The sequence below is a fragment of the Ensifer adhaerens genome (assembly GCF_000697965.2).
Lineage (GTDB): Bacteria > Pseudomonadota > Alphaproteobacteria > Rhizobiales > Rhizobiaceae > Ensifer > Ensifer adhaerens.
This window is the reverse complement of sequence record NZ_CP015882.1, coordinates 589,342-613,823: the sequence shown is the minus strand read 5'-3', so window position 1 is coordinate 613,823 and position 24,482 is coordinate 589,342. Positions and strand designations below refer to the sequence as shown.

The 24,482-nt window shown below is 60.6% G+C and carries 25 protein-coding genes and 1 pseudogene; 3 read left to right on the top strand and 23 right to left on the bottom strand.

Annotated features, from left to right (window positions below; genetic code table 11):
- Window positions 1-25: 25 nt before the first annotated feature.
- From FA04_RS30495 to FA04_RS30485, 3 genes are all read right to left on the bottom strand, one after another.
- Complete coding sequence (locus FA04_RS30495) at window positions 26-1,624, bottom strand: ABC transporter substrate-binding protein (RefSeq protein ID WP_034801892.1); 1,599 nt, start codon at window positions 1,622-1,624, stop codon at window positions 26-28.
- Between the two features lie 90 nt (window positions 1,625-1,714).
- Entirely contained in the window at window positions 1,715-2,344 is a 630-nt protein-coding gene (locus FA04_RS30490) for an SGNH/GDSL hydrolase family protein (protein WP_034801894.1), read from the bottom strand.
- Between the two features lie 17 nt (window positions 2,345-2,361).
- A complete protein-coding gene (locus FA04_RS30485; protein ID WP_034801896.1) occupies window positions 2,362-3,510 on the bottom strand; it encodes a mandelate racemase family protein in 1,149 nt (382 codons plus the stop codon).
- Window positions 3,511-4,163: 653 nt separating this feature from the next.
- Between FA04_RS30485 and FA04_RS30480 the strand changes: the two genes are divergently transcribed.
- Complete coding sequence (locus tag FA04_RS30480) at window positions 4,164-4,388, top strand: hypothetical protein (protein ID WP_034801898.1); 225 nt, start codon at window positions 4,164-4,166, stop codon at window positions 4,386-4,388.
- Between the two features lie 99 nt (window positions 4,389-4,487).
- Here FA04_RS30480 and FA04_RS30475 read toward each other — a convergent pair whose 3' ends face one another.
- Window positions 4,488-4,991: an SRPBCC family protein gene (locus FA04_RS30475; RefSeq protein WP_034801900.1), complete on the bottom strand. Its 504-nt coding sequence runs from the start codon at window positions 4,989-4,991 to the stop codon at window positions 4,488-4,490.
- Window positions 4,984-5,331 carry an ArsR/SmtB family transcription factor gene (locus tag FA04_RS30470; RefSeq protein ID WP_034801901.1) on the bottom strand — a complete coding sequence of 116 codons (348 nt, stop codon included), beginning with the start codon at window positions 5,329-5,331 and terminating at the stop codon, window positions 4,984-4,986. Before FA04_RS30470 ends, FA04_RS30475 begins: the two co-directional genes overlap by 8 nt.
- A 138-nt stretch (window positions 5,332-5,469) precedes the next feature.
- On the opposite strand from FA04_RS30470, the gene FA04_RS30465 reads away from it, so the two are divergent.
- Entirely contained in the window at window positions 5,470-6,255 is a 786-nt protein-coding gene (locus tag FA04_RS30465; RefSeq protein ID WP_034801903.1) for a L,D-transpeptidase, read from the top strand.
- A gap of 164 nt (window positions 6,256-6,419) precedes the next feature.
- Here the strand turns inward: FA04_RS30465 and FA04_RS36335 are convergent, their stop codons facing one another.
- The 16 genes and pseudogenes from FA04_RS36335 to FA04_RS30395 all read right to left on the bottom strand — a co-directional run bounded on the left by FA04_RS36335 (window position 6,420) and on the right by FA04_RS30395 (window position 19,793).
- Window positions 6,420-6,854, bottom strand: a complete 435-nt coding sequence (locus tag FA04_RS36335) for an AbrB family transcriptional regulator (protein WP_051659601.1) — start codon at window positions 6,852-6,854, stop codon at window positions 6,420-6,422.
- Window positions 6,855-6,936: 82 nt separating this feature from the next.
- Window positions 6,937-7,077: pseudogene (locus FA04_RS36330) on the bottom strand (AbrB family transcriptional regulator); the annotation flags it as partial.
- 4 nt (window positions 7,078-7,081) lie between these two features.
- Window positions 7,082-7,507 carry an AbrB family transcriptional regulator gene (locus FA04_RS36325; protein ID WP_051659602.1) on the bottom strand — a complete coding sequence of 142 codons (426 nt, stop codon included), beginning with the start codon at window positions 7,505-7,507 and terminating at the stop codon, window positions 7,082-7,084.
- On the bottom strand, window positions 7,504-7,803 hold the full coding sequence (locus tag FA04_RS30455; protein ID WP_034801905.1) for an antibiotic biosynthesis monooxygenase family protein: 300 nt from the start codon (window positions 7,801-7,803) through the stop codon (window positions 7,504-7,506). Before FA04_RS30455 ends, FA04_RS36325 begins: the two co-directional genes overlap by 4 nt.
- Window positions 7,800-8,225: a cupin domain-containing protein gene (locus tag FA04_RS30450; RefSeq protein ID WP_034801907.1), complete on the bottom strand. Its 426-nt coding sequence runs from the start codon at window positions 8,223-8,225 to the stop codon at window positions 7,800-7,802. Before FA04_RS30450 ends, FA04_RS30455 begins: the two co-directional genes overlap by 4 nt.
- Window positions 8,222-9,622, bottom strand: a complete 1,401-nt coding sequence (locus FA04_RS30445) for an NAD-dependent succinate-semialdehyde dehydrogenase (RefSeq protein WP_034801917.1) — start codon at window positions 9,620-9,622, stop codon at window positions 8,222-8,224. Before FA04_RS30445 ends, FA04_RS30450 begins: the two co-directional genes overlap by 4 nt.
- Complete coding sequence (locus FA04_RS30440; protein WP_034801919.1) at window positions 9,619-10,407, bottom strand: hydroxypyruvate isomerase family protein; 789 nt, start codon at window positions 10,405-10,407, stop codon at window positions 9,619-9,621. The genes FA04_RS30445 and FA04_RS30440 overlap by 4 nt, the downstream gene beginning before the upstream one ends.
- A 27-nt stretch (window positions 10,408-10,434) precedes the next feature.
- Window positions 10,435-10,908, bottom strand: a complete 474-nt coding sequence (gene rraA, locus FA04_RS30435) for a ribonuclease E activity regulator RraA (protein WP_034801921.1) — start codon at window positions 10,906-10,908, stop codon at window positions 10,435-10,437.
- An 11-nt stretch (window positions 10,909-10,919) separates the two neighbouring features.
- Entirely contained in the window at window positions 10,920-11,558 is a 639-nt protein-coding gene (gene otnC / locus FA04_RS30430) for a 3-oxo-tetronate 4-phosphate decarboxylase (RefSeq protein WP_034801923.1), read from the bottom strand.
- The gene (gene otnK / locus FA04_RS30425) at window positions 11,555-12,826 is read right to left on the bottom strand and encodes a 3-oxo-tetronate kinase (protein ID WP_034801925.1); all 1,272 of its coding nucleotides are present in this window, start codon (window positions 12,824-12,826) and stop codon (window positions 11,555-11,557) included. Before otnK ends, otnC begins: the two co-directional genes overlap by 4 nt.
- 20 nt (window positions 12,827-12,846) lie before the next feature.
- Window positions 12,847-13,512: an arylsulfatase gene (locus FA04_RS30420; protein ID WP_034801926.1), complete on the bottom strand. Its 666-nt coding sequence runs from the start codon at window positions 13,510-13,512 to the stop codon at window positions 12,847-12,849.
- A gap of 59 nt (window positions 13,513-13,571) precedes the next feature.
- Complete coding sequence (locus FA04_RS30415) at window positions 13,572-14,648, bottom strand: ABC transporter ATP-binding protein (protein WP_034801927.1); 1,077 nt, start codon at window positions 14,646-14,648, stop codon at window positions 13,572-13,574.
- Window positions 14,641-16,401: an ABC transporter permease gene (locus FA04_RS30410; RefSeq protein WP_034801928.1), complete on the bottom strand. Its 1,761-nt coding sequence runs from the start codon at window positions 16,399-16,401 to the stop codon at window positions 14,641-14,643. Before FA04_RS30410 ends, FA04_RS30415 begins: the two co-directional genes overlap by 8 nt.
- 61 nt (window positions 16,402-16,462) lie before the next feature.
- Window positions 16,463-17,560, bottom strand: a complete 1,098-nt coding sequence (locus FA04_RS30405; RefSeq protein ID WP_034801929.1) for an ABC transporter substrate-binding protein — start codon at window positions 17,558-17,560, stop codon at window positions 16,463-16,465.
- Between the two features lie 124 nt (window positions 17,561-17,684).
- Window positions 17,685-18,779, bottom strand: a complete 1,095-nt coding sequence (locus FA04_RS30400) for an isocitrate/isopropylmalate dehydrogenase family protein (RefSeq protein ID WP_034801931.1) — start codon at window positions 18,777-18,779, stop codon at window positions 17,685-17,687.
- 87 nt (window positions 18,780-18,866) lie between these two features.
- A complete protein-coding gene (locus tag FA04_RS30395) occupies window positions 18,867-19,793 on the bottom strand; it encodes a GntR family transcriptional regulator (protein WP_034801933.1) in 927 nt (308 codons plus the stop codon).
- 189 nt (window positions 19,794-19,982) lie between these two features.
- On the opposite strand from FA04_RS30395, the gene acnA reads away from it, so the two are divergent.
- Complete coding sequence (gene acnA / locus FA04_RS30390; protein WP_034801938.1) at window positions 19,983-22,565, top strand: aconitate hydratase AcnA; 2,583 nt, start codon at window positions 19,983-19,985, stop codon at window positions 22,563-22,565.
- 72 nt (window positions 22,566-22,637) lie between these two features.
- Here acnA and FA04_RS30385 read toward each other — a convergent pair whose 3' ends face one another.
- The gene (locus FA04_RS30385) at window positions 22,638-23,120 is read right to left on the bottom strand and encodes a BA14K family protein (protein WP_034801940.1); all 483 of its coding nucleotides are present in this window, start codon (window positions 23,118-23,120) and stop codon (window positions 22,638-22,640) included.
- Window positions 23,121-23,478: 358 nt separating this feature from the next.
- Window positions 23,479-24,390, bottom strand: coding sequence for a LysR substrate-binding domain-containing protein (locus FA04_RS30380; RefSeq protein WP_034801943.1), 912 nt, complete (start codon window positions 24,388-24,390; stop codon window positions 23,479-23,481).
- Window positions 24,391-24,482 lie beyond the last annotated feature (92 nt).

Here is a 24,482-nt window from a genome sequence, read left to right as displayed (position 1 = left end):
CATTTCATTAAATTCCCGGAGCCGGTCACCGCTCCTTGGTGACACCTTCGAAGCGCGAGAGCCAGGGGCTGACGATCATCCCTTTCACATCGCTGCGGTACGCGGCCGTGTCGACCACTTCCGAGAAGGGTTGGATCGACATGACGACCTCGTCCATGTACTGCTGCACGCCCTCGTAGAGCTTGGCCTGCTTGGCCTGGTCGCGCTCAACCAGGGCCTCTTCGATCATCTTGTTCAGCTTCTCGTCATAGAAGCTGGTGCGCCAGCTCTGATAGTTGGTGAGCTTGGCATCGTCCGAATTGTCAGGATTGTAGGCGATAGAGCGTAAATTGTTGTCGGGGTGCGGCTGCTGGCCACCGCCGCCGCGGCCGAGAAGCAGTTCAAAGTTCCGTTCACGCATCGCGCCGTAGATCTGGTCGCCCGAACCGCTGATGAGCTCCGCCTGGATGCCAGCCTGGCTCAGCGTGTTCTGGATGGCCGTCGCAGCCTTCATGAAAGGATCTTCAGACAGGACACGCAACGTCGTCTTAAAGCCGTCCGGGTAGCCTGCCTCGGCAAGCAGCGCCTTTGCCTTGGCCACATCAAGTTTGTAGCCTTCGTCCGGCAGCGCGCCGAGGACGCCTGTCGACAAGGGCCGCTGATGCAGCTTGCCGTAGTAGGGCATGACAGCCTTGTCGAGACCCTCGTAATCGATCAGGTAGCGCAGTGCTTCACGCACTTTCTTGTTGGCGAAGCGCTCATCCTTCATCGAGACGCTGAGGTAGTAAAAACCCGAGCCTGGTGTCGATGCGATGGCGATCGCCTCGTCGGCCTCTAGCGACTTCAGGTCCGGCGCCTGCAAGGAATAGGCAACGTCAATGTCGCCTTTTTCCAGAAGCAGCCGCTGCGACTGCGATTCCGGCAGATGACGCATCAGCACCCGCTTCATTGCGGCCTTTTCACCCCAGTAGTCGTCGTTGCGCGTGAGGATGATGTACTCGTTCGATTTCCACTGCGTGAGCGTGAAGGGGCCGGAACCGGCGGAGTTCAGGGTCAGCCAGGCGGCGCCAAGATCGCCGTCCTTCTCGTTTTCGAGAACCGTCTTGCTGTCGAAGATGGAGCCAGGTCCGTTCTGCGCAAGGATCATCAGCAGCAGGTTCGGGTCGTCGGGTTTCGGAAGATTGATAACGAAGGTGTGGTCGTCTTCGGCGACGAAGGCTTTGTCGGCTTCTTCGAGCGTGAAGCCCCTTGTTTTCAGGAAAGAAGACTGCGCGAGATTACGCGCAAGCAGGCGCTTCAGGCTCCAGGCAACATCCTGAGCCGTGACGGGATTGCCCGACGCAAATTTCGCATCGCTACGCAGGTGAAAACGAATTGAATCGCGATCGGCGGAGACCTCCCAGCGCTCGGCAAGGCGTGGCTGGACACTGCGGTCCTTCGGCGAAAGGATGACCAGCGTATCGTAGATGTTGTTGAGGACCTGTACGGTCTCGCGGCCAGTGATGGCAGCGGGATCGAGCGTCAGGATGTTGCTCATTGTCGTTGCGACGACGAGTTGATCTTCCGGAGTTTCGGCGAACACGCCGTGTGGCGTTGAAGCGATGAGAAGCGCGCCGAACGCGACCGTTGCTAGAAAGCGTTTCATGTTTCCTCCTATTGCGGCCGCCCATGCGGGAGTTCGGCCTTCCGGTTACAAGTTCTGCCCCACCTGTTCCTCCACAGGCACCAGGACAGATCAGCCAAGAATTTCGGCAACGGGTGCTGCGAGCGCCCGGCCAATCGCCGCCGTGGCAGCGGCTTCCAGATGGACCCCATCGACCCGCGAGGCGTGTGCGACAGAGCCGGCATCAAAGAAGGCGTGTCCAAGTTCATCTGCGAGCTTGCGGTAGAGCGGAGAAAGCCGCTCTGATTCAGCAATGCTGCGTCCCGCCGCTGGCACCCCGCCCGGACCGGCGCAACAGGGTGGAGGGGCGACGATCAGCATTTTTGGCCTCGCACCACTTGGCTTGTAGGGAAAAGTGTCGATGATTTGCGCCAACCGGCGCACGCCGGAGACCGCTCCCTCCGCCCGCCCGCCATGCACGGGCTTGATGTCATTTGTACCGAGCATCACGATGATGAGGTCGAGCGGCATGTGGCTTGCGAGCGCTACTTGCAGCGCCTTGGCCCCATTGCGGCACGCCGGTCCACCATGGTCGTCATAGCAGGTTGTGCGGCCACCAAGTCCTTCGGGAATGACCTTTGCCGCACCGTTGAGTTCACGCGAGAGCACCTCGGGCCAGCGGCCTTCAGGCGGATGGCGTAGCCCGGTCTGTGGATCCGCTCCCCACGTCAGGCTGTCTCCAAAAGCGAGAATGGTTTTCATGAAAGATACCCCGCTTCTCACCGCACGCGGTTGTTCTCGATGAACTCGAAGTTGATATCCTCGCCGAGCCCCGGCCGAGCTGGGACATGGACATAGCCCTCGCGATCCATTGGATCGGACAATGACTTTAGGTAGTCGTGCCCGTCGTCGTATTCGAGGAACGGGTGAAGCAGCCCGCGTTCGTACCAGCGGCAATTCTTCGTCGCCGCGACGACATGCAAGTTCATCGCCGTATTGCCGTGTACCTCGCACTCCATCCCGAAGGCCTCGGCAAGATGCATCGTTTTTAATGCCGGCGTGATGCCGCCCACGTCATTCACCCCGGTCCGCAAGATGTCGCAGGCGCCCGCCTTGATCCATTCGGCACGGTGCCAATGCTTGCCGCCAGCGCTTTCCGGACCAACGACGGGGATATCGAGATTGTCGGCCAGCCACTTGTAGGAAGACAGCGACTGCTCATCCATCGGCTCTTCGATCCAATCGAAGCCGAGCTTTTCCAGTCCCCGCCCCAACTCGAGCGCATCCGTGCGCGAGTACCAATGAAAGGCGTCGATCATCAGGCGGATATTCGGTCCGACGGCTTCGCGCACGGCCGCACAGGCCTTGATGTCCATTTTCACATCCGGCGCCCAGCTGACAGGCGGCATCCAGGTGTGCAACTTGATGCCCTTATAGCCGCGCTTGACGAGAGCTTCGGCAAAGCGACCATAGTCTTCAGGTGTTGCGAGCCCCCCTTCCAGTTCGTCGCCGCACATGATGGAGCCGTAGGCCAACACCTTATCGCGATAGCCGCCCACCAACTTGTATACAGGTTGGTTCAAACTCCGCCCGGCGAGGTCCCAAAGGGCGCAGTCGACCACCGCGAGCGTGCGATCCGTCAACTGCGCGGCCGATCCGCGTTGCCAATGGGCAAGGTCCTGCCAAAGCCGCTCGCGATCTCGGTGGTCCTGGCCAATCAGGACTTTCTTGACGAATTTGTCGATGACATGCGACCGCACGATTTCCGGCGCCGTGAAGGAATGCCCCTCCTGGCCGTCCTCCGTGCGAACAGTCAGCATAGCTTGCTCTACCTGGTGCGGCGGGCCTGGATGCGCGTGACCGGCGCTGTCCGAATGGCGGCGCGTGGTCGTGCGGAAAACCCGCACTTCGACGTCAGTGATGATCATTGGTCCTCCGGCATGTGAAAGGCGCGGCCTGGCCACACCAACTTGTCTAGGGCTAGATTAGACAGATATCAGTCAATCTGTCAAACCTGTATGACATGTTTTTAGAATATACCTGATAAGAACCCGGCCGCCCTGTGATCTCGCATAGATCGGGACGCAAGCCATGATGCGAGCGGAGCGACAACTTCGTGCTCCAGCAGGGCGAGCGACCGGCCAACGTGTGAGATCAACATCGCGTGCCGAACGAGGGGAACATGCGCAACAGCAACGGAAACGACCGTCCACTCGCGGGCTGGGTAGGTTTCCAGTCAGCCCCCGAGGATCCAGACGTGAAATTGCCCTCGATTGGAAATCGCGCTGGCTTGTAGCAACGCTCGGCAGACCCGTCCTGATCCGGGTTTCTTCGCGGTTACGCACCGCTGAGCAGGGCTTCTGGTAGAAATCGAAGGCCGTGTCACCGGCAGCGCCAAAGTGGGGGACCCCATTCCTTCACGACACGCTTTGGAAGCACAAATGCGGCGGCGAGACTGCCCTATCCTTTTTGACTGCGACCGCTACCAACGAAGGGCTATCGAAACCACTCCCTGTCCGCACGATGTAGGTCTGATCCTTCGCATACCTTCGCCATCACCTCAGCGGACAGCCTTGCAAAGATGACCTTGAACGAAGCAGATCCTCGCCGAAAATACGCTGTCCGCTATCCGGACGGACTGACATCACAAGAAGCAATCGCCCTGCTCGAGCAGGCATGCGCCGACGTCGCCCCGAACCTAACACTGAGCGAAATGAGTGACGGAGCCACGGTCGAGGGCGAGCCCTGGCACGTTCTGTCGGTCTGCTTGGCGCTGCCGCTGTTCGAGTTGACTGAGATACTCTAGCCGCCCTCGCCAGCTATGCGCCTTTGCCCAGCCCCCCAACGGCCGTGAAGTCCGCGTCAAAGGACCAGACGTCTACCGGGGAGCGTTTCCCGATCCGTGCTACTCGCCGGTGCTGGAAAGCAATTCGTCGAGCTGATCCAACTGCTCGGGCAATGCGGCCGCCCCGCTCTGCAGTGCTTCCTCAAGCGCTTCCTTGGACGGATAGACTTCGTGGAAAGTCAGCAACGTTGTGCCGCCCTCGTCCTTAAAGGTCACGGTCGTGATTGCGCCCTCTTCGCCCTCATCGTTGGTCCAGACTATGCGCTCGTTCGGCACCACCTCAAGATACTTGCCATAAAAGGCCATGGTGTCCGAACCGCCGGCGCCGAATTCCAGCCGATACCTGCCGCCGGTACGCACGTCCATCTGGCACGATACGAGCGAAACGCCAGGTGCCGATTTTGGCACCCACCAGCGCTGGAACAGCTCGGGCTGGCTCCACGCCCTGTAGACCATGCTCGGCGGCGCATTGAATGTCCGCGTTACGACGAGTTCGCGGTCCCCTTTGCGCTCGACTGACGTGCGGTTCTGCGCGCCAGCGGCTTTGTTGACTTGCTCATTCATCGCTTACCTCCCGTTTCAGTTCGCTGATGATCTCGTCCAGTGCTGCGAAGCGGGCCTCGAAGAGTTTGCGATGCGCCTCGATCCACTCGGCCTCCGCCTCAAGGCCACGTTTCCCAAGCTTGCAGGTTCTCACCCGTCCGACCTTCTGCGTGACGACGAGCCCCGCCCGTTCGAGAACCTGGATGTGCTTCTTCATGCCGGTCAGTGTCATCTGGAACTTGTCCGCCAGACTGGTGATCGACGCGTCCCCTTGCCCAAGTAGATCGATGATCCCGCGACGGGTCGCATCGGACAGCGCCGCGAACGAGAGATCGAGAGGGGCATTATAATACTGAACCATGTAGTTCAGTATTTAACTTGCTTCCGAAGGAAACGCAAGCGGCGCGGCGGGGGACGCTTTCACTTCTTTTTAACCACGAATCGTGAAACTGCGCAGATCCGGAGGCATGATGCCGACGTTCGTCTAGGGTAAAAGTGCATGCGTAACCCGCAAGATCAGAAGCTCACCTCCGGCGCGACCAATTCGGAACCCGGCTACCTCATCACCCGCCGTGCCCTGCTTTCGAACCTCGGCGTCATGACCCTGCTTGGTGCCTCCGGCTGCTCGCAGTCCCTCGAACTCCCATCGCTCGAGCCGTCCAGTCGGATGTCGACTGCGAGCGTTGACTATATGTCGACCGGCGCAATCCCACCGATCAGTGTCGACAGCAACATCACCGACAACAGCACGATGTATGCCTCGCTGAACGACAATGGCTTCGTCATCCCGGCAATCCCATTCCAGAAGGTCAAACCGGAATTCCGTCGTCAGATCGTTCGCGACCCTACCGGCGAGGCGCCGGGCACGATCGTGGTGCGGCTTAGCGAGCGGCATCTCTATTGGGTGCAGGAAGGTGGCGAAGCGGTCCGCTACGGTGTCGGCATCGGCAAGGCCGGCTTCGAGTGGAGTGGGCGGGCAGAGATCCAGTATACGAAGGTGTGGCCGACCTGGACGCCGCCCAAAGAGATGATTGCGCGCAAGCCGGAGCTGGTGAAATGGACGGGCGGCCAGCCGGGTGGCCTCGACAACCCGCTCGGAGCCCGGGCACACTATATCTTCAAAGACGGCCAAGACACCGGCTATCGCGTGCATGGCTCACCGGAGTGGTGGACCATCGGCACACAGGCATCTTCCGGTTGCGTACGCATGATCAACCAGGACGTTGTCGATCTCTACAACCGGGTCAAGGCGTCGCCGACCAAAGTCCCGATTGTCGTCGCATAAGAGGGCGCTTCGAGCCCATTTCCCGGGATGCCAAACACCCAGGGCCAAGAGGATATGCGGATAGAGCCGCCGCCATCGCGGCCGAAAACGAGCCGCAAACTGGGCTGCAGCTTCCGAGCCACCAAATGAGCCACCCGGCATGCGCTCAAGACTCGTTCTGCCCTTTAGCTACCCGAACAGGGGCGCTGCACGAACTCACCGCACCGCTCCTTGAGCAGCCGGAAGGCGAGGGATGCACCGGCGACGACGGTGAGCACGCGCACAACATGGTGCAGTACGACAAAGGGCACTTCCACATGCAGCGACAAGGCAATGAGGCTCATTTCAGCGACCCCACCGGGAGAATAGGCAAGGACATAGGCAACGAAGCGGTCGCCGCCGGCCAGCGACAACAGCCAGGCGAACATGACGGTGGACAGAAGCATCAGGACCGTCGCGCCAGCGGCTAGCGCCAGCGCGCGCAAGATCAAGCGCGGCGAGGCATTGGCAAAGCGGCATCCAATCGTCGCGCCGATCACGACCTGCGCACAGGCGAGAGCGGCCACCGGCAGTTCGAAATCCGTCACACCAACCAGATGCAGGATGGCGCTGGCAAGCATTGGCCCCACGAGAAACCGTGCCCGGCAGTTTTAGAAGCGCGCCAAGGGCAACGCCACCAACGACTGCACTGCCAAACCAGATAACGTCCTCCGCCGATATTGCCATTTCACCGGCAGAAAAGATGCCCGTTCTGTCAATGGTAATGCCTGCAAATGTCTGGATCAGAAAAGGCAGAGTTAAGACGACGAGGAAAATCCGGGCAGAGTGAATGAGGGCAATCATGCGCTCATCGCCGCCCTTTTCCGCGCCAAGTGTGATCATTTCGACGAGCCCCACCTGGCATAGCCGAGAAGAAGGCGGTGACGGGATCAAGCCTGGCAATCCACCGAAAATAAACAAAGGCCAGTGCACCGGTGGGCGCAATGAAGGCGACCAAGCCGACGAGCGAAATGCTCCAGGCTGCCGCATGCGCGAATGCATCCGGTGAGAACGAAGTGCCGAGCATCGCACCGATCACCGCTGCCATCGGTGGTCTGGCCTGTTTTGGCAGAGAGACGGGAAGGCCTGCAAAGGCACAGACGGCCGTAGCCAGCATGGCCCCCAGCAGCCATGCGAGCGGCATATGCGCGAGCCACATCAAGGAGCCGCCGAAAGCACCTATGGAGAGCGTCAGCGCAAATCGCCCGCCCGTCTTCCTACCGGCGCGGTTCACCGGAAGCTCATAACCTGGCGCGTGTGCGTTACGACGGGTGTGGTCGCAAAGCACGGACCGACGATCTTGCGCCAAGTCTGAAAATCCGCCGAGCCTCGAAACCCGACCGTGTGATCCTCGACCGTTTCCCAATCGACGACGAGGCGATAGACCTGCGGCGTCTCGATGACACGGTGGAGAGCGATCCCGCGACATCCCCTGGCGTGGAGGAACAGCGGAGCGGCCTTTTCGACGCCCCGCTCGAAATCACCCTCCATCCCCGGCTTGATGGTCAGTTCTGCAACTTCCTGGATCATGCCTGGGCGCCCGGCTTGTGGCCATGCTCGGCGTCAATCGTGTGCTCCTCGCCGGTGTCGATCATAGTCCGGGTGGCATCGATCGATGCATAGACCCAGAAGATCCGCATGGGCTCCGTCTCCGACGCATTGATGAAGCGGTGCGGAACGTTCGCCGGTATCCAGGTCGTATCATTGGGTCCGAGGGGATAGCGCACACCGTTGATCTCGGCGATCGCCTCGCCATCGAGGATCATTACGCTTTCCTCGCAATTGTGCTTGTGCATGCCAATCGCAGCGCCTGGATCGAACGCGGTGATGCCGTTGATCATGCTACTTGAGCCGCACTTGCGCGTGACCAGCGGCGTGGTGCGTGCGCCGTTGCCACGGTCGTTGGTCTTCAATTCCCTTGGCCGCAGTACGGCCGGCATCGCAATGCTCATCGTGCTCCTCCATGTGCTGTCGCCGGCGTCTGGGCGGCGCCAATCCACACGGTCTTGATGTTGACGAACTCGCGGATGCCGTAGACCCCGAGTTCGCGCCCGTAGCCGGAGCGCTTGATGCCGCCGAAAGGGTAGCGAGGGTCGGAGGCGACCATGCCGTTGATGAAGACGGCGCCGGCTTCGATGTCGTGCGCAAGCGATCGGGCGCGTTTAAGATCGCTGGTCCAGAGCGCGGCACCGAGGCCGAATTCCGTCTGGTTGGCGAGCGCCACCGCCTCTTTGGCATCCTTAACGCGGATAATCGCCGCAACCGGCCCGAAGGTCTCCTCGCAAAACGCAGCCATGTCGGGGCGGACATGGTCGAGGACCGTCGGCGAATAGTAGAATCCATCACCTTCAAGCGGCGCACCGCCAACTCTAAGTATCGCGCCGGCAGAAAGGCTGCGCTCGACCTGTTTGTGCAGGCCAGTCATCAGGTTCTCCCTGGCCATCGGGCCGATATTCGTTTCGCGCTCCATCGGGTCGCCGATCTTCAGCTTCGCCACCTCTTGTAGGAAGAGTTCAACGAACCGGTCGGCGATGGTTTCCTCGACGATGAAGCGCTTGGCATTGACGCAGGATTGGCCGACATTGATATAGCGCGCCTTGACTGCGATCTTTGCCGCCTCTTCGAGATCGGCATCGCCGAGCACGATGAACGGGTCCGAGCCGCCGAGCTCAAGCACCTGCTTCTTCAAGGCCTTACCGGCCTGGGCAGCGACAATCGCCCCTACTTCCGTCGATCCCGTCAACGTCACGGCGGCGATCCGATCGTCCGCGATGATGCCGGCAACCTTCGACGGCTCGATCAGCAGCGTGGCGAAGAGACCTTCAGGGCAGCCGGCTTCCCGCATCACCTCTTCGATCGCGAGCGCGCATTCCGGAACATTGTTGGCGTGCTTCAAGATTGCGCCATTGCCTGCTGCAAAGGCCGGGGCCGCAAAGCGGAAGAACTGCCAGAACGGATAGTTCCACGGCATGATCGCCAAGACCACACCGAGCGGATCGAAGGCGATGACGCTCTCAGCCGCGTTCGACGCCACCGGTTCATCCGCAAGGTACTTCGGCGCATTCTCGGCGTAGAAATCGCAGTTGTAGGCGCATTTTTCCACCTCAGCTTCGGCTTCTACGATCGGCTTGCCCATCTCGCGGGTGATCATGGCGGCATAGCGAGACTTTCCGGACCGCAGCACCCGCGCCATGGCGTAAAGAAGCGTGCAGCGCTCAGCGACTGGCACTCTTCGCCAGCCGGCCTGTGCCTTCGCCGCCGCGCTCAACGCCTGGTCAACATAGGCATCGTCGTGAAGGTCGTAGCGCGCGAGCTCGCGGTCGTTGGCCGGATTGATGGAAACGATCATGCTCTTCTCCTGGTTTCTGATCTCGCCCGCCAGGCGGCGAGAAATGTCAAACTCTCGGCAGTGTTCGCCGAGGGTGTGAACTCGAAGCCGACGGCGCCCTGGAAGCCATGCGCTTTGAGTGCCGAAAGGACCGGTTCGAAATCGATCGTCCCAGTCCCTGGCTCTTGCCGCCCCGGATAATCGGCGATGTGGACGTGCCCGATGCGATAGGCATTTGCCGCGATCCACCGAGCCGGATCGATGCCGGTCGCGCTCGCATGGAAGGTATCGAGGAGCAGCAAGAGATTGCCGGGACCAAAGACATCCTGCACGTGGCGCGCCTGCTCCAGTGTGGAGAGCGCATAGCCTGGCACCGACCGCTCACTGATCGCCTCGATCAGGATCTTCACCGGCGTGCCGGCGGTTCCCTGGATGGCGTAATGCAGGTTCTCGAAGTACACGCTTTCGGCGTCTGCATCGCTAGGTGGAATGCCGGCCATCGGGTGAAGGTAGGGCGCATCGGCGGTGAGCGCGAACTCAAGGGCGTTATCGAAGGCTGCGCGAAATTCGGACTGCCGGCCCGGCAGCGCGGCGAGACCTTTTTCGCCCTTCGCGAGGTCGCCGAATGCGCAGGAGAGCTGCGCAAAGCGGAGACGGTGTTTCTCTAAAAGACCGCGGATGATCGCCGGCTCGAACGTCTCCAGATAAGGGTGTTCAATGGCATCAAAACCCACCGCAGCCGCCGCTTCGAAGCGTTCCTCGAAGGGTAGCTCCCTGAACCGATAGCCGATATGGGCCGAGAACATGGACCGCGTGGTCACCGCACCATCCCCTCAGCAAAGATCGCGGGCGCTGACGAGCACGCCGTCCGCATCCGCATAGAGGTAGGCGCCGGGCGCGAACGTGACGCCGCCAAATTGGACCGGTATGCCCGTCTTGCCGGCACCGTCTTTCACGGACTTCTTCGGTGTCACCGAAAGGCAGAAAACGCCCACGTCCATCTCCGCGATCTCAGCACTGTCGCGCACCGCACCGTTGATCACGATGCCGGCCCAGCCATTGTCGCGAAGGATCATCGCGATCTGGTCGCCGAGCAAAGCGACGCGGCTCGAGGCGCCACCATCGACGACCATGACCCTGCCCTCGCCCGGCTTCTGCAGTTCGGCCTTCAACACAGCATTGTCCTCGAAGCATTTGACGGTCGCAATCGGACCGCGGAAGGACTTCGTCTTCCCGACTTTCAAAAAGGGAAGATCGCAGAAGTGCACTTCCTCCCCATGCGCATCGACGAGATCAGCCGTTTTCATCAGTTTCTCCTTCAATAGCTGCCGAAAACGGCCTTTAATTCCGTGACGTTTTCAGGGGAAAGCATGCGTTTCGGCGCATCGCGCAGCAGCACCAGCAGCTTGGCAGTTTCCTCCAGTTCCTCGGCTGCGTAGACCGCCGATGCGATATCCTTGCCGGTAACGACGGGGCCATGATTAGCAAGCAGCACGGCGGCATAGCGACCACCAAGCTCCGCGATCATGTCGCCCATGCTTTCATCGCCCGGCTTGACGTAGGGTAGCAGCCTCACTTGCCCCACGCGCATGACGACGTAAGGGGTGAGCGGCGGAATGCAGTCGTCCGGATCGGTGTCGGCAAGACAAGAGAGAGCCGTGGCGAAGGTCGAGTGGAGGTGAACCACCGCACCTGTCTGTGGTCGCGTTTCATAGAACGCCCGGTGCAGGAACACTTCCTTCGAGGGCTTGTCTCCGGAGATGTGCCGGCCGCTGCGATCGAGCTTCGAGATACGTGCAGGATCGAGGAAACCGAGGCACGAATTCGTCGGGGTCATCAGGATCCCGTCCTCGACCGCAGCACTGATGTTGCCGGCGGAGCCGACCGAGAAACCACGGTCGAACAACGACTTCGAAAGCCGAGCGATCTCGTCGCGCATCCTGATTTCAGCACTCATCTGCCTGCGAGCCTTTCCAACGCTTTGACAAAAAAATCGGGGGCGCCGAAATTGCCGGACTTCAGCGCCAACGACACAGCTTTTGCCCCACCCGACAACAACACCGGCACCCCGGGATCGATTTCCGGCCCAATCGTCAGCGCACCGAGATCGAGTGCCGAAACGACCGCCCCGGACGTTTCCCCACCGGCAACGACGAGGCGACGGACACCAGCCTTGACCAGTTCCTGAGCCGTTTTCGCAAAGAGTTCATCGAGCGCCGCGGCAACCGCTTCCCGGCCGAAGCGCGCTTGGACCGCCTGGACCTCGTCGGGGGTGCTCGAGGAATAGACGAGCGGCGCCCTGCCCTCGTTGGCAAGCAGGAAGGATGTCAGCATGGCGGTCGTCACCGAGCCGGCCATGACACCTCCAACGTCGATCGCGAGCGTCGGGTGGTTCTTGCGGTGGATCTCGACCTGTTCGCGGGTCGCACCGGAGCAGCTTCCGGCGAGAATGGCCTCCGGCCCATCGACGCCTGCGACGCTGGCGCTGGTTCCGGCAGCAAGGCCTTGCTCGATGAAGTTCGCGGCAAGACCGATCGCGATGCCAGAACCTCCCGTGACAAGGCGATCTCCCGCCGCAGCACGACCGATTGCGACGAGATCGTCATCCGTGATTGCATCGACGATGACGAGCGTGCGATTGCGCTCGCCGTTCTCCCGCAGCGCTGCTCCGATTTCGGCCGAGCCTTGCCGCACGACGGCGATCTCGACATGTCCAACCTCAGTCGTCGACTGGAGCCGCAGCCAGCGCCGGATGTCCGCATCGGTCATCGGGTTAAGTGGATGGTTTTGCAGGCCGGACTCGCTCAGAAGCCGATCCTTCACGAAGAGGTGACCGTTATAGACCGTTCGGTCGGCACCGGGAAATGCGGGGCAGGCAATCACGCCGCTGACGCCCAAGGCCTCAGCAAGCGCTTCGGCAACCGGGCCGATGTTGCCGGCCGGAGTGGAATCGAAGGTCGAGCAGTACTTGAAGACGATCTGCCGGCACCCCTGATCGAGCAGCCAGCGCAGGCTTTCCAGCGACTGTTCGACGGCCGACGCTACATCGATCGACCGGCTCTTTAGCGCAATGACGCCGGCTTCCACCTCGGGCTCGGCCTTTGCACGAGGGATTCCAAGGTATTGTACCGTGCGAAGACCACCCTGCCGCGGCAGGCCCTTGGCGAGCGTATTCGCGATATCGCTTGCCCCTGTAAAATCGTCTGCGATAACCCCAAGCAGCATTGAAGGTGTACTCCCGAATTTCATGCTGCGCCGAGAAGGCGCTTGAGTTTGTCGATGGCGGCATCCGGGCTCGACAGAACCGGGATGTCCGTCACCGCCCGCACCTCCGGTACGGCGCGTGCCGTGGAAAAATGCGCAAGCACGATGCTGTCGAAGCCACGCAAACCCGCCGCCGCTTCGGCGACGAGCCGATTGTGGGTCTCTACATCACCCGCCCGCACCGCCTCGATCGCTCCGTGAACCAGGAAGCTCTCCATGGTCGCGGTCGGATCGATCCTTTCGGCCTCTTCCAGAAACTCCGCCTCCATGCCGTCGCGCGCAGGCGGGAAGGTGTAGAGCATGGCAGTCCTGCCGCCTTTCCGGATCGCAGCCTCGAACATCGCCTCGTTGGGTTTCAGCACCGGGATGTCGACGGTCGCCGCAGCCTGCTCGATCGCCCGACCGAAGGCCGAGCAGGTAAACAGCACCGCCGCACTCCCGATCTGCCGCGCATATTGGGTCAAGGCCTCGATACGGGCCGTCAGGACTTCGGTGATGTCGGCGCTGGCGGCACGGTCGGGCGAAAGGCTGTCTTCCAGGAGGTTGACCAGATTGGCGTCCGGCCAGGCCGTTGCGAAAGCAAGTTTGATCGGTTCCATCGCGATCGGCGTTGCATGGACGAGCGTTATCCGAGGCTGTCTCGACATGAATATACCCTTGAATGGAGCGGTCGCCGCAAGAAGCAGCGACCGCCTGGCGGCCTTCGCTAGCGTTGGCCTGCCGAGAACACCCAGACGCTTTCAGATGGAATTCGTGCCCAGACCGTGCCGGTCGCAAGCTGCCTTGCGCCGTGTGCCTTGGCGACGAAATCACCGCGACGCAGACGGTATTCCCAGCGGTCGCCGAGATAGATACTGTCGTCGAGGTTCATCTCGAGCCCACCCGCCTCGGGCTGGTCGCTGACGCTGATCTGCTCGACCCGGATCACCGCCCGCGCGTCGTCGGATGGGTTGACGCCGGAGGCATCGCGCACGGTGCCGTCAAGGCTCCAGTTGTCGCCGCCGATGACGGCGCTGCGGCCGTTGATCGACTTGACCTTCGCCTTGACGATGTTGTTCGCGCCCAGGAAGTCAGCCGAATAGAAGCTGTTCGGGTTGGAATAGATCTCCTGTGGTCCGCCTTGCTGAACGATGCGACCGTCCTGCAGCAGGAGAATGTTGTCGGCTGCGGCGAGCGCCTCGCTTTGATCGTGCGTGACGAGGATAGCGCAAATTTCAAGGTCGAGGATCAGCTTGCGGATCCAGTAGCGAGCCTCCTCCCTCAGCTTCGCATCGAGATTGGAGAGCGGCTCGTCGAGCAACAGCACGCGCGGCTCGTAAACCAGCGCCCGGCAGATGGCGACGCGCTGTTGCTGACCGCCCGACAGTTGCGACGGGAAGCGATCGGAAAGATGGCCAAGACCCATGCGCTCCAGGATCGCCTGCACGCGCTTTTCGATATCGGCCTGCGTCACGCCGCGGAGCTTCAGCCCGTAGCCGACATTTTCCTTGACGGTGCGATGTGGCCAAAGAGCGTAGGACTGAAACACCAGACCGATGTTGCGCTGCTCGGGCGGAAGCGCGAGCTTCTTTTCGCCATCGAGCACGGTCTTGCCGCCGATGACAATCTGGCCAATCTCCGGCTGCTCGAGCCCGGCGATACAGCGCAACAGTGTGGTCTTGCCGCTGCCCGACGCGCCGAGCAGGGCGACGATGGAGCCGCGCTGCGCGGTGAAGGACGCGCCTTTGAGGATCTGCAGACCGCCCAGCCACTTCTGGACATTGCTGACAACGAGTTCAGTCATGGATTTTTGCTCCCAAGCGGAGGGCGAGTGCGAGACCTGCGCCCGTCAAGACGATGCTGATGAGGGAAAGAGCGGCGATCGTGTTCATGGCGCCGGTCTGAAGAAGGGAGACCATCAGCGAACCGATGACTTCCGTGCCGGCGCCCATGAGGTAGACGCCGGTCGCGTACTCGCGGAGGAAGATGATCATGATGAGCGCCCAGGCACCGGCCAGACCCGGCCGGACGATCGGGATCACCACATCCTTCCAAGTGCGGCCGATCGTGGCGCCCGTGGTGCGCGCGGACTCCTCGAGCTCCGGCGCAACCTGAATGAGCGTGCCCTGCAAGAGGCGCAGACCATAGGACAAGCCGACGACCAGATAGGCGACGAAAAGGCTGACCAGTGTTGGCCTCAGCGGCGTAAGCAACGGCACAAACAGGAAGACCCAGAAGAAGGCAAGGCCGACGACGAGGCCCGGAAGCGCACGCGGCAGGAGTACGATATAATCCAGCACCGTGTTCGACATGCCCCAGTTGCGGTGACCGGCCAGGCCGACGGCGAGATAGATCGCCACCGCCGCAGCACCACCGACCACCGACAGGATGATCGTGTTGACGATACCGTTGTAGAGGCTCGGCACTTCGAGCATGCGGCTGAAATTGGTGAGCGTCAGTTGGTCGAAGAGGTTGACGCCCTCGCCCCAGGCATCGACGAAGGCACGTACGGTGATGCCGCCGATCGGGAGGACAACCGATACGAAGAGCCAGAAACCGATGAGCGAAAGGGCAATGACCTGGCCGCTCGCGCCGAGTTTCAAGGTGGCGACCCGGGCACCCTTTCCGCCGAGCGCTGCATACTTGCGAGCATTGCGCAGCAGCCTGCGCTGCATCCAGACGAGCGGCAGCGTGATCAGTACCAAAACGACCGCGACGACAGCCATGAGCTGATAGGTCGGTGTGCCGAACAGCGTCGTCAACTTGTAGATATAGGTGGTCAGCACCATGATCCCGTTCGGATCGCCAAGAACGAGCGGAATGCCGAAGGTCTCGAAGCCGAGCAGGATGTTGAGGGCCGCCGCAAAAATCAGCGCCGGCAGCACCATAGGCAGCGTGACGTCGCGCGAAACCTGCCAGACGGAAGCGCCGGTGGTGCGTGCGGCTTCTTCGAGGTCCGACGGCAGGTTCCTCATGGCCGAAGAGACATAGAGGTAGACGTGCGGAACGTGGCTCAGACCGGCGATCAGGATCATGCCCGGCAGGCTGTAAATGTTCCAGGGTACGAAGCCCAGCACACTGCGGACGAAGAGCGAGACGAAACCGGTCGGACCGACCGACACCGTGTAGCCAAAGGCAAGCACGATAGACGAAATGAACATAGGCACGAGCACGAGGATCTCGAGCAGTCGCTTGCCCTTGATGTCGGTGCGCGTGATCAGAAAGGCGAGCAGACCCCCGAGCGGCACTGCGATCGCCACCATGCCGAAGGAGAAGATCGCCGTCGTACCGAGAGCGCGATAGAAATTCTTGTCGGTGAAGACGTACTTGTACGCATCGAAGCCGAAGTGCGCACGGGGGCTGAAGAACGCAGCCGTCAGGAAACTCTGATAGATGATCAGGCCGACGGGTGCCAGGACGGCAACCGCGAGCAGACCGATGACGATGCGCCGATAAAAGTTTGCATTTCCATGCCGCGGCATCTTTGCCGGATACTTCTTTTCGGCTGCGGCTTTCGTCAAAGGGACTGCAGCCGGTGCTTGGATGTGGGTTGACATTCTATGCCTCTCGCAAACGGTGGCGGAACCGCGGCGCCTGAGCGCCGCGGTCGGCTAAGCATCAACGGCCGAGGGCGGCTTTCCAGTCGTTGAGGAACTGAACGCGCTTCATCTGGTCCATGTATTCCAGAACACCCTCGTCGACGGCGATCGGCTTCAGGCCGCCGCCGACGCGTTCGTTAAGCGTCTTGATGTTGAGGCCGGCGGTCACGTCTTCACGGATCGACGGCAGGCCGCCTTCAGCCAGAAGCGACTGGCCTTCGGACGACAACATGAAGTCGACGAAAAGCTTGGCCGCGTTCGAATGCGGAGCGTCCTTGGTGATCAGCGCCAGACGCGAGAAGGCCGGCGTATAGTCCGTGGCGAAATGCACGCCGAGGTTCGGGCTCTCCTTGACCCAATCGAGCGCGTAAGAGCCGATAATGTTGATGGCGATGACGTTTTCACCCGAAACGACCGTTTCCTTCATGCCGCCGGAGCTGGAATAGATCTTGGCGCCATTGTCGCCCATGGCCTTAGCAAGATCCCAGAAATCCGGCCGGTTGCGTGCGTCGTTGGAGTGGTGCAGGAAGCCGGAGCCGCTCTTTTCAGGATCGAACGTGGCAACCTTGCCCTGAAGCTCGGTCTTGTTGCTCTTCAGGAACGTGATCATGTCGCCATAGGTCTTCGGAAGCTTGTCTTCGGAAAGCGCCTTGGTGTTGTAGATCACGCCGATCGGTTCGACCGTGGTGGCGTAGAGCGTGTTCTTGTAGTTGGCCCAGCTCGGAAGAGTGCCGGCTTCAGGTGAAGCGTATTCGGCCGCATAGCCATCCTGAACCAGCGTCATCTGCAGGTCCATCGCCGAACTCCAGACGATGTCGGCGGTGGTCTGGCTGGCGGCGGCCTCCGAGATCACCTGGTTATAGGCGCCGTTCGTCCCGAGATCGTTATAGGCGATCTTGATTCCGTACTTCTTGGTAAAGGCATCCTGTAGCTTCTGCGACTGGGCAGCATCGGTCGAGGTGTAGATCGAAACGGTGCCCTCCTGTTTCGCCTTGGCGATGAGTTCCGCATAATCTGCTGGATAGCCCGCGGGTACTTCCTGCGCGTGCGCCGAAAATGCCGTCATGACCGCGGTGACCGCAACGGCCGCAAGGCGGCCGGAAACATACTTGTTCATCTTCTCTTCTCCCAAAAGACGCCCGGCTCCAAATCTCCTCCGGGCAGTTTCGCGAGGGCCGTTGCCGCCCTCGCGTCTCCATGTCCACTCTTTGGCTTTTAATTATCCAAAGTACAAACCTCGATCAGGCGCTCGCAAGCTTCCGATCACCCTCACCACTGCGAACAGCACGTGCCACGAGCGAACCAAAAGCATCCGTGCCGGTGCTGCCGCCGAGGTCGCGCGTCCGCGCGTCGGGGTTCGCGAGAACCTCGTCGACCGCCCGCTCGATCTCCGCGCCCGCCGCTTCAAATTGTGGCAGACCGCGCTGCTCGCCGAGCCAGCTGAGCATCATGGCTGCGGACAGGATTAGCGAAGTCGGGTTGGCGACGTTCTGGTTCTGGATATCGGGGGCAGAGCCGTGCTGCGCCTGGGCACAGACAAGACCTGTCTCGGCATTGGCGTTGATCGAACCGGCCAAGCCGAGACTACCCGAGAGCTCACTGGCGAGATCCGAAAGAATGTCCGAGTAGAAATTTGTCGCGACGATCACGTCAAACCGCGAGGGGTCGCGAACCAGATGGGCAGCCATCGCGTCGATGATGAATTCGTTGAGCGTGACCTCGGGGTATTCGGCGGCGACCTTGCGTACCTGCTGAAGGAACAGGCCGTCCGTAAGGATAAAGTTGTTGGCTTTGTGGACCGCAGTCACCTTCTTGTTGCGCTTCATGGCGAGCAGGAAGGCCTGTCGCGCTATGCGCTCGCAGGCAGAGGCGGTGATTTTGCGCACGGAAAGTGCCACGTCCGGCGTCGGCATGAACTCTCCCGTACCGGCATACATGTTGCGATCGGGATAAAAGCCTTCCGTCGCCTCGCGCATAATGACGAGGTCCATCTTCTTGGCGTCGTTCAAGAACGGACGGGAGCGCGCCGGACGCACATTCGCGTAGAGGTCCAGCTTGACGCGGAAGCCTGCCGAGACGTTCACGCCACCCTTGTCGCGGGCCGGATAATCCATGTGGGACTGGGGGCCCAAGATAATGCCATCAAAAGTGCGGGCACGATCCAGCGTCTCGTCGCGAAGCGTCGAGCCGAATTTTTCCAGGCTCGCGAAACCGGTGTCTTCGAAATGGTACTCGAGGCCGAGATCGAAAGCCGCGTCGGCTGCCTTCAGGACCTCCATGGTTGCCGCAGTGATCTCCGGACCGATTCCATCACACGGCGTCACGAATATTTTCATCAGCTAATCTCCCATGAGGCGACGAGCGAAGTCGCCGCTCTACGTCACGGGCGAATTATTGGCTTTTTAAATCTGAAAATGCAATCTCTATTTTTCGAGATTGTCTTTTTCATGCGCTTGGTGCGACCAGGACCAGGTAATCGGCGACTTCTTCGACAGCGCGCCCCCAAGGTGCCGACGCATAGCGTAGGAAGCCTCGACGACCTCGCCGCGCTCAAGAAGATCAAGGATTTCGAGGTGTTCCTGGCATTGCCGTACCGTACGGCTACGATCGACGCGGGATCGATATTCGAGGAGGCGTCGCATGCGGTTTACCCGCACTAGCGAGATGTGGAAGAAGGGATTGTTTGACATCTTGATGAGCTCTTCGTGGAAAAGCGCGCCATTGTGCAGAAGGCGCTCCGCCGGTAGTCGCTCGATGTCCGTCTCAAGCATGCGCATCTGGATGCGCCGTTGCTCATCGATGATCTTTCGATCGAGGCTGAACTCCGGCTCAAGCATGGCGGCCGGCTCGATCAGCATGCGAAAACGATAGATCTGCTCGAAGGCTTCCGGTGTTTTTGCGACCGGCAGGAAGCGCCAGCCATAACCCTGCTTGCGCTCAGCCCATCCTTCACGGGTCGCGCGCATCAGCACGTCGTTAACCTGGGACTTGGTCAGTTCGTAGCGCTCGCGCAGCGTCTGCTCCGTGACCTCCGCCGGGATACGGTCGGTTAGCCAGTCTTCGGCAAGGCGCTGGTAGTCGTTCGCAACTTCGAACGGCTCGGCGTCTTCACGGACCCGCTCGGCGATGGCACCTGGCGGTTCTTTCACAAAGAAGCCGCGGTTCTCCTTCTGCTCCAGCAGCCCCTGCCCGGCTAGGATCTCCATCGCCTCGCGGACCGGTGAACGGGAAACGCCGAAACGATCGGCCAATTGTTGCGTCTTTACATGGTCGCCGACAGTGAGCTCTCCCGATGTCACAAGCAGGCTGATTTCGTTGGCGATGGTCTGGGCCAATTGGCTGGAACGCATGTCGATATTCCCCGGATTCGGAAAGCTTTGCCGGGTCCAACGATATTTCACCCCACCGCCAAAGGGAACTGACATCCCTTCTTTTTGCATATTTCGCCAACGAAAAAGCCAAAGGAAGGCGGTCCATTGATTGACTTTGCTGCTATTGTGGCTTTTTAGTTATAAAAAAGCAATATAGGAGCAATCGACATGGTGCTGCGCATTCCTTCGGAACACGGAACGCTGAACGCAATTGACCTGCGCACCGCTTTTGGTCCTGACTTCGAATGCCTGCCCTGGGTTCTGCGTAATCTCCTTGAAAACGTAGCGCGCAAGGATGTGGCTCGGTTATCCGCCACCGTTTCGGCCCTCAAGGCCTGGCTTTTGACTGGCACGAGCGAGGCAGAAATCGCATTTCACCCCTCCCGTGTCCTCATGCACGATACGACGTGTGTGCCGGCTCTCGTTGATATTGCCGCCATGCGGGACGCGGTCGCGGATGCTGGTGGCGATCCGAGCGAATTGAGCCCCGTTCTCCCGGTCGACGTCTCCGTCGATCACAGCGTTGCCGTCGATCGCTACGGCCAGCCTGATGCCCGCCGTTTCAACATGCAACGGGAAATGGACAGAAACAGCGAGCGCTACCGCCTGATGAAGTGGGCAACCCAGGCTCTACCGGGTGTCAAGGTGCACGCCCCAGGTACCGGCATCATGCACACGATCAACCTCGAGCAACTCGCAAAGGTGATTTCCATCGAGGAACGCGATGGAGAAAAATGGGCCGTACCCGACACGCTGATCGGCACGGACAGCCACACGCCGATGATCAACGGCATCGGCGTATTGGCTTGGGGCGTCGGGGGTCTTGAGGCCGAAAGCGTCTTTTTTGGGTTTCCTGTGACGCTACGCATTCCCGATGTGGTCGGCGTGCGGTTGATGGGACGGCTCGCACCAGGCGTTCTGTCAACCGATCTCGCGCTGGAAGTGACCCACCTGCTGCGGCGTCATGGAATATCAGGGGAATTTGTCGAATTCTTCGGCGAGGGTGTTTCGACGCTTTCGGCCGGAGACCGCGCCGTCGTCGCCAATATGGCACCGGAATACGGCGCCTCGACGGGTTACTTCCCTATAGACGAACAAACCCTTTCCTATCTCGCCCAGACGGGTCGCTCTCCGTCCCATTGCCAACTCGTCCGCGACGCGGCGAAGATGCTCGGCCTCTGGTTCGAGCCTGCCGTTTCGCCGCGCTATACCGGCGTGATCGAGCTCGACCTTGCGGCGGTCGAACCCTTGATGGCCGGTCCACGCCGCCCGCAGGACAAGCTGCCATTGGCCGATGCCCTAGGTGCACTTGAGACCGCATGCGGCCGGCCCTTGGAGCAAGGCAAACCCGGCATACCGGACGGCGCAATCGCGATCGCCGCCATCACGAGCTGCACCAACACGTCGGATCAACGGCTGTTGGTCGCGGCGGGCCTGGTTGCCCGCAATGCGAACCGGTTGGGTCTGCGCCCACCCTACTGGGTCAAGACATCGCTGGCACCCGGCTCGCCATCGGCCGAGCGTTTCTTGAGGCGCAGTGGATTGCTTGCTGATCTTGAGGCCGTCGGGTTCGACATCGTGGGGCACGGGTGCACGACCTGCATCGGAAACTCTGGTCCGCTTCAGGGCGATATGGCTGAAGCAATCGCCGGCGGCACGATCGCGGCAGCACTGCTTTCCGGTAATCGCAACTTTCCTGGCCGCGTGCATCCAAGCCTCCAGTTCGGCTTCCTGGCATCGCCGCCTCATGTTGTGGCTCTGTCGTTGATCGGAAGGTTCATTCCAAACCCCATGAAGTGGGAAATCGCCCGGAGCCCGGAGCAGACAGCCATTCATCTCGGTGATTTGATGCCTGGCAGTGACGAGATCGACGCTGTTCTCAAGCAGCATTCCGACGCACAAGATTTTCCCCAGGCTTTCCTGGATGCGGAACGAAATGATGCCTGGCGCGCGCTGGCCGCTCCGAAGTCGCCGACGTTTCCGTGGAACGAAGCCTCAACCTACATCCGCCGGCCACCCTTTGCTGCTGTGGAGACAGCCAATCGCCTCGGAAACTACAGGGCACATCCCTTGCTCGTGTTGGGGGACGACATGACGACGGACCATATCTCGCCCGCGGGCCAGATTAGCGCTTCGAGCTTCGCCGGCCGCCACCTCGTGGCCGCTGGCGACCCTGCGGACGATCTTAACGTCTACGCCGCACGTCGCGGTAATTGGAAAGCAATGGTGCGCGGCCTCTTTGACAATCGTACAGCCGCCAACCACCTCCTTGGCGGAAGGCCTGCATCGATGACCATCCACGCGCCTACAGGGGAGGAAGCGCCGCTGTGGGAGACGGCGGAGCGCTACCGATTGGAGCACCGGTCCGTCGTTATCATTGCAGGGCAACGCTATGGCGCTGGATCGTCGCGAGACTGGGCCGCAAAAGGCATCGGGCTACTCGGCGTTCGCGCCGTGATCGCCTTGAGTTTTGAGCGGATTCATCGAACAAACCTCATTGGCATGGGCATCCTTCCTATTCTTCTGCAGGAGGAGGAAGTGCCGCGGATAACAGCCACCGATCTCCTGGAAGTCAACGCGACGACCATTTCTCCGCGCGGACCCGTGCCACTGGTCTTGAGACGTGTTTCAGGTGAATGCCTGCGATTGACGGCCCGAGCAGCCGTGGAGACGGGGCAAGAAGTAGAGAGCCTCCTAGCAGGCGGCATGATCCCCCAAATTCTGGGTCGCCACTTCAAGCAACGCGGCTGAAGCAGCAACCACCACGGTGTCGGAGAGCATCGAAGCGACCCGACACGTTCTGGCAAGCGGGCGCCTCGCTGGTCAGTAGTACGGCGACACACATTCCTGGCGCGGCCCATAATAGGGTTGGAAGGAGTTGTCGTAGGCACGGTACGAACGATAGCGGTCATAGCACCATTCGACATGCGACGACGGCGCGTTGGAATAGACCTGCCGAGGCGGTGAGGCGATTGCGCCACCGATGATCACTCCTGTCCCGAATGCGGCCAGGGGATACCACCATCCATCACTGTGGCGACGGTACCCGTCGCGGCGGTACCGGTAACCCTCATAGCCATTGTAATGGCCGTATCGTGGAGCTGCATTGTAGCGGTTGCTGCCGTAGCGGTAGACGTCGTAGCCGCGCTTGTGCGGCGGTCCGCCGTAATGGCCTGGCTTATGATGGATTAAATCGACCGGCTGGGAGGTCTGCCCAGTGGAAACAGCGAACATCGGAACCGCCTGCGCCGAGACCGCCGATAGCGCCGTGCCGGCGGCCAAGAGTACTGCACCTATTTTCTTCATAAATTTCCCACCTACAGAGTCCTAGCGATCGGCATTCGACCTCCAACGGGTCAAATGGGCTCGGCACCGTGCAGGTGCCACCGATCATCAACAGATCGAATCCCTCTGACCAAGTTAGTTACTGCGAGAGGTTCCGCCATAGGACCTCAGTCTTATGGCGGCCGGCAAAGGTCTTATGTGCTCGGCAAGCGCATCGGTTGGCGCGGCACAAAAGGCGTCGCATTGGCTCATTCCGGGCGAGCCCGGCCGCCGTGAAGGAGCATTTATCGATCACCAAACGGCTGTCGCTCAGTTCTCAAAAAAGAAGAGTGGCGGGACGCGCTAAATCGGCCCCCGACCACAAGTTACGGACGATCTCTCATTCCGCGCTTGAAGAGACCTCGCGCAGCCACTCGATGAACAGCCGTCCGCTTTCCTTTTTCGGTCTTCTCGCCGGCACCACGACAAAATATGCCGCCCTGGTGCGAATGGAGGCTTCGGTAAGGCGGACCAAACGAGTTTGCCGAATAAGGTCAGAGACAAGGCGGTTCCAGCCGAGGGCAATGCCTTGCCCGTTCATCGCCGCATAAATGGCTTCCGTATAGAAGCTGCATCGCAGGCCGCGGGCGCGTTTCGGCGCTTTTACGGAAAATGCTGCAAGCCATTCATCCCAGCCCGTCCATGTCGGGTCATCAATATCGCTCGTAATCAGCGGATGATTGATGAGGTCTCCCGGCGTGCGGATCGGATCCGCCGTGGCCAGATAATCTGCACTGCAAATCGGGAAAACCTCGTCCTCGAACAGGAACTCCGCCTGGCCGTCTGGCCAGGTACCGGTCCCGTAGCGGATCGCCAGGTCCACATCGCTAGCCTCGATACTCGTTCGAGCATCCTGTGTGATGATGCGAAGCTTGATTTCGGGATAGGCTCGAGAAAACGCAGCGATCCTTGGCAGCAGCCAGAAATGTGAAAAGGAGATGGTCGCTGCAATTGCCAGCTCGTCATCTGCTCCCTCCGACCGAAGATCCGCAACGGTGTCGGCAATAAGATTGAACGCGTCGCCGGCCGCTGCGTAAAGCAGCCGGCCTTTATCAGTCAGTTCGATCTTGCGATGAAGCCGCCGAAACAAGGGGAACCCAAAGTCCTCTTCGAGCAAATGGATCTGTCTGCTTATAGCCGCCTGCGTCACGCCGAGTTCCGTCGCGGCCCGTGTGAAGCTCGACAATCGAGCCGCTGCCTCAAAGGCCGTCAGCGCGGTGAGCGGCGGGAGTTTCTTCCTCAGATTGACCATCTTGGATCCATTACATTTGGTAATGTGAAACGCGCATATTTGTGCCGTTGAGCGACTGCCGCGCCTGAGCGATCCTCTTTGTGGAGCCCCTC

Bases quoted from the DNA above. Each gene is read 5' to 3' on its own strand.
- FA04_RS30495 (WP_034801892.1), bottom strand. From the start codon at position 1,624: ATGAAACGCTTTCTAGCAACGGTCGCGTTCGGCGCGCTTCTCATCGCT.
- FA04_RS30490 (WP_034801894.1), bottom strand. From the start codon at position 2,344: ATGAAAACCATTCTCGCTTTTGGAGACAGCCTGACGTGGGGAGCGGAT.
- FA04_RS30485 (WP_034801896.1), bottom strand. From the start codon at position 3,510: ATGATCATCACTGACGTCGAAGTGCGGGTTTTCCGCACGACCACGCGC.
- FA04_RS30480 (WP_034801898.1), top strand. From the start codon at position 4,164: ATGACCTTGAACGAAGCAGATCCTCGCCGAAAATACGCTGTCCGCTAT.
- FA04_RS30475 (WP_034801900.1), bottom strand. From the start codon at position 4,991: ATGAATGAGCAAGTCAACAAAGCCGCTGGCGCGCAGAACCGCACGTCA.
- FA04_RS30470 (WP_034801901.1), bottom strand. From the start codon at position 5,331: ATGGTTCAGTATTATAATGCCCCTCTCGATCTCTCGTTCGCGGCGCTG.
- FA04_RS30465 (WP_034801903.1), top strand. From the start codon at position 5,470: ATGCGTAACCCGCAAGATCAGAAGCTCACCTCCGGCGCGACCAATTCG.
- FA04_RS36335 (WP_051659601.1), bottom strand. From the start codon at position 6,854: ATGCTTGCCAGCGCCATCCTGCATCTGGTTGGTGTGACGGATTTCGAA.
- FA04_RS30455 (WP_034801905.1), bottom strand. From the start codon at position 7,803: ATGATCCAGGAAGTTGCAGAACTGACCATCAAGCCGGGGATGGAGGGT.
- FA04_RS30450 (WP_034801907.1), bottom strand. From the start codon at position 8,225: ATGAGCATTGCGATGCCGGCCGTACTGCGGCCAAGGGAATTGAAGACC.
- FA04_RS30445 (WP_034801917.1), bottom strand. From the start codon at position 9,622: ATGATCGTTTCCATCAATCCGGCCAACGACCGCGAGCTCGCGCGCTAC.
- FA04_RS30440 (WP_034801919.1), bottom strand. From the start codon at position 10,407: ATGTTCTCGGCCCATATCGGCTATCGGTTCAGGGAGCTACCCTTCGAG.
- rraA (WP_034801921.1), bottom strand. From the start codon at position 10,908: ATGAAAACGGCTGATCTCGTCGATGCGCATGGGGAGGAAGTGCACTTC.
- otnC (WP_034801923.1), bottom strand. From the start codon at position 11,558: ATGAGTGCTGAAATCAGGATGCGCGACGAGATCGCTCGGCTTTCGAAG.
- otnK (WP_034801925.1), bottom strand. From the start codon at position 12,826: ATGCTGCTTGGGGTTATCGCAGACGATTTTACAGGGGCAAGCGATATC.
- FA04_RS30420 (WP_034801926.1), bottom strand. From the start codon at position 13,512: ATGTCGAGACAGCCTCGGATAACGCTCGTCCATGCAACGCCGATCGCG.
- FA04_RS30415 (WP_034801927.1), bottom strand. From the start codon at position 14,648: ATGACTGAACTCGTTGTCAGCAATGTCCAGAAGTGGCTGGGCGGTCTG.
- FA04_RS30410 (WP_034801928.1), bottom strand. From the start codon at position 16,401: ATGTCAACCCACATCCAAGCACCGGCTGCAGTCCCTTTGACGAAAGCC.
- FA04_RS30405 (WP_034801929.1), bottom strand. From the start codon at position 17,560: ATGAACAAGTATGTTTCCGGCCGCCTTGCGGCCGTTGCGGTCACCGCG.
- FA04_RS30400 (WP_034801931.1), bottom strand. From the start codon at position 18,779: ATGAAAATATTCGTGACGCCGTGTGATGGAATCGGTCCGGAGATCACT.
- FA04_RS30395 (WP_034801933.1), bottom strand. From the start codon at position 19,793: ATGCGTTCCAGCCAATTGGCCCAGACCATCGCCAACGAAATCAGCCTG.
- acnA (WP_034801938.1), top strand. From the start codon at position 19,983: ATGGTGCTGCGCATTCCTTCGGAACACGGAACGCTGAACGCAATTGAC.
- FA04_RS30385 (WP_034801940.1), bottom strand. From the start codon at position 23,120: ATGAAGAAAATAGGTGCAGTACTCTTGGCCGCCGGCACGGCGCTATCG.
- FA04_RS30380 (WP_034801943.1), bottom strand. From the start codon at position 24,390: ATGGTCAATCTGAGGAAGAAACTCCCGCCGCTCACCGCGCTGACGGCC.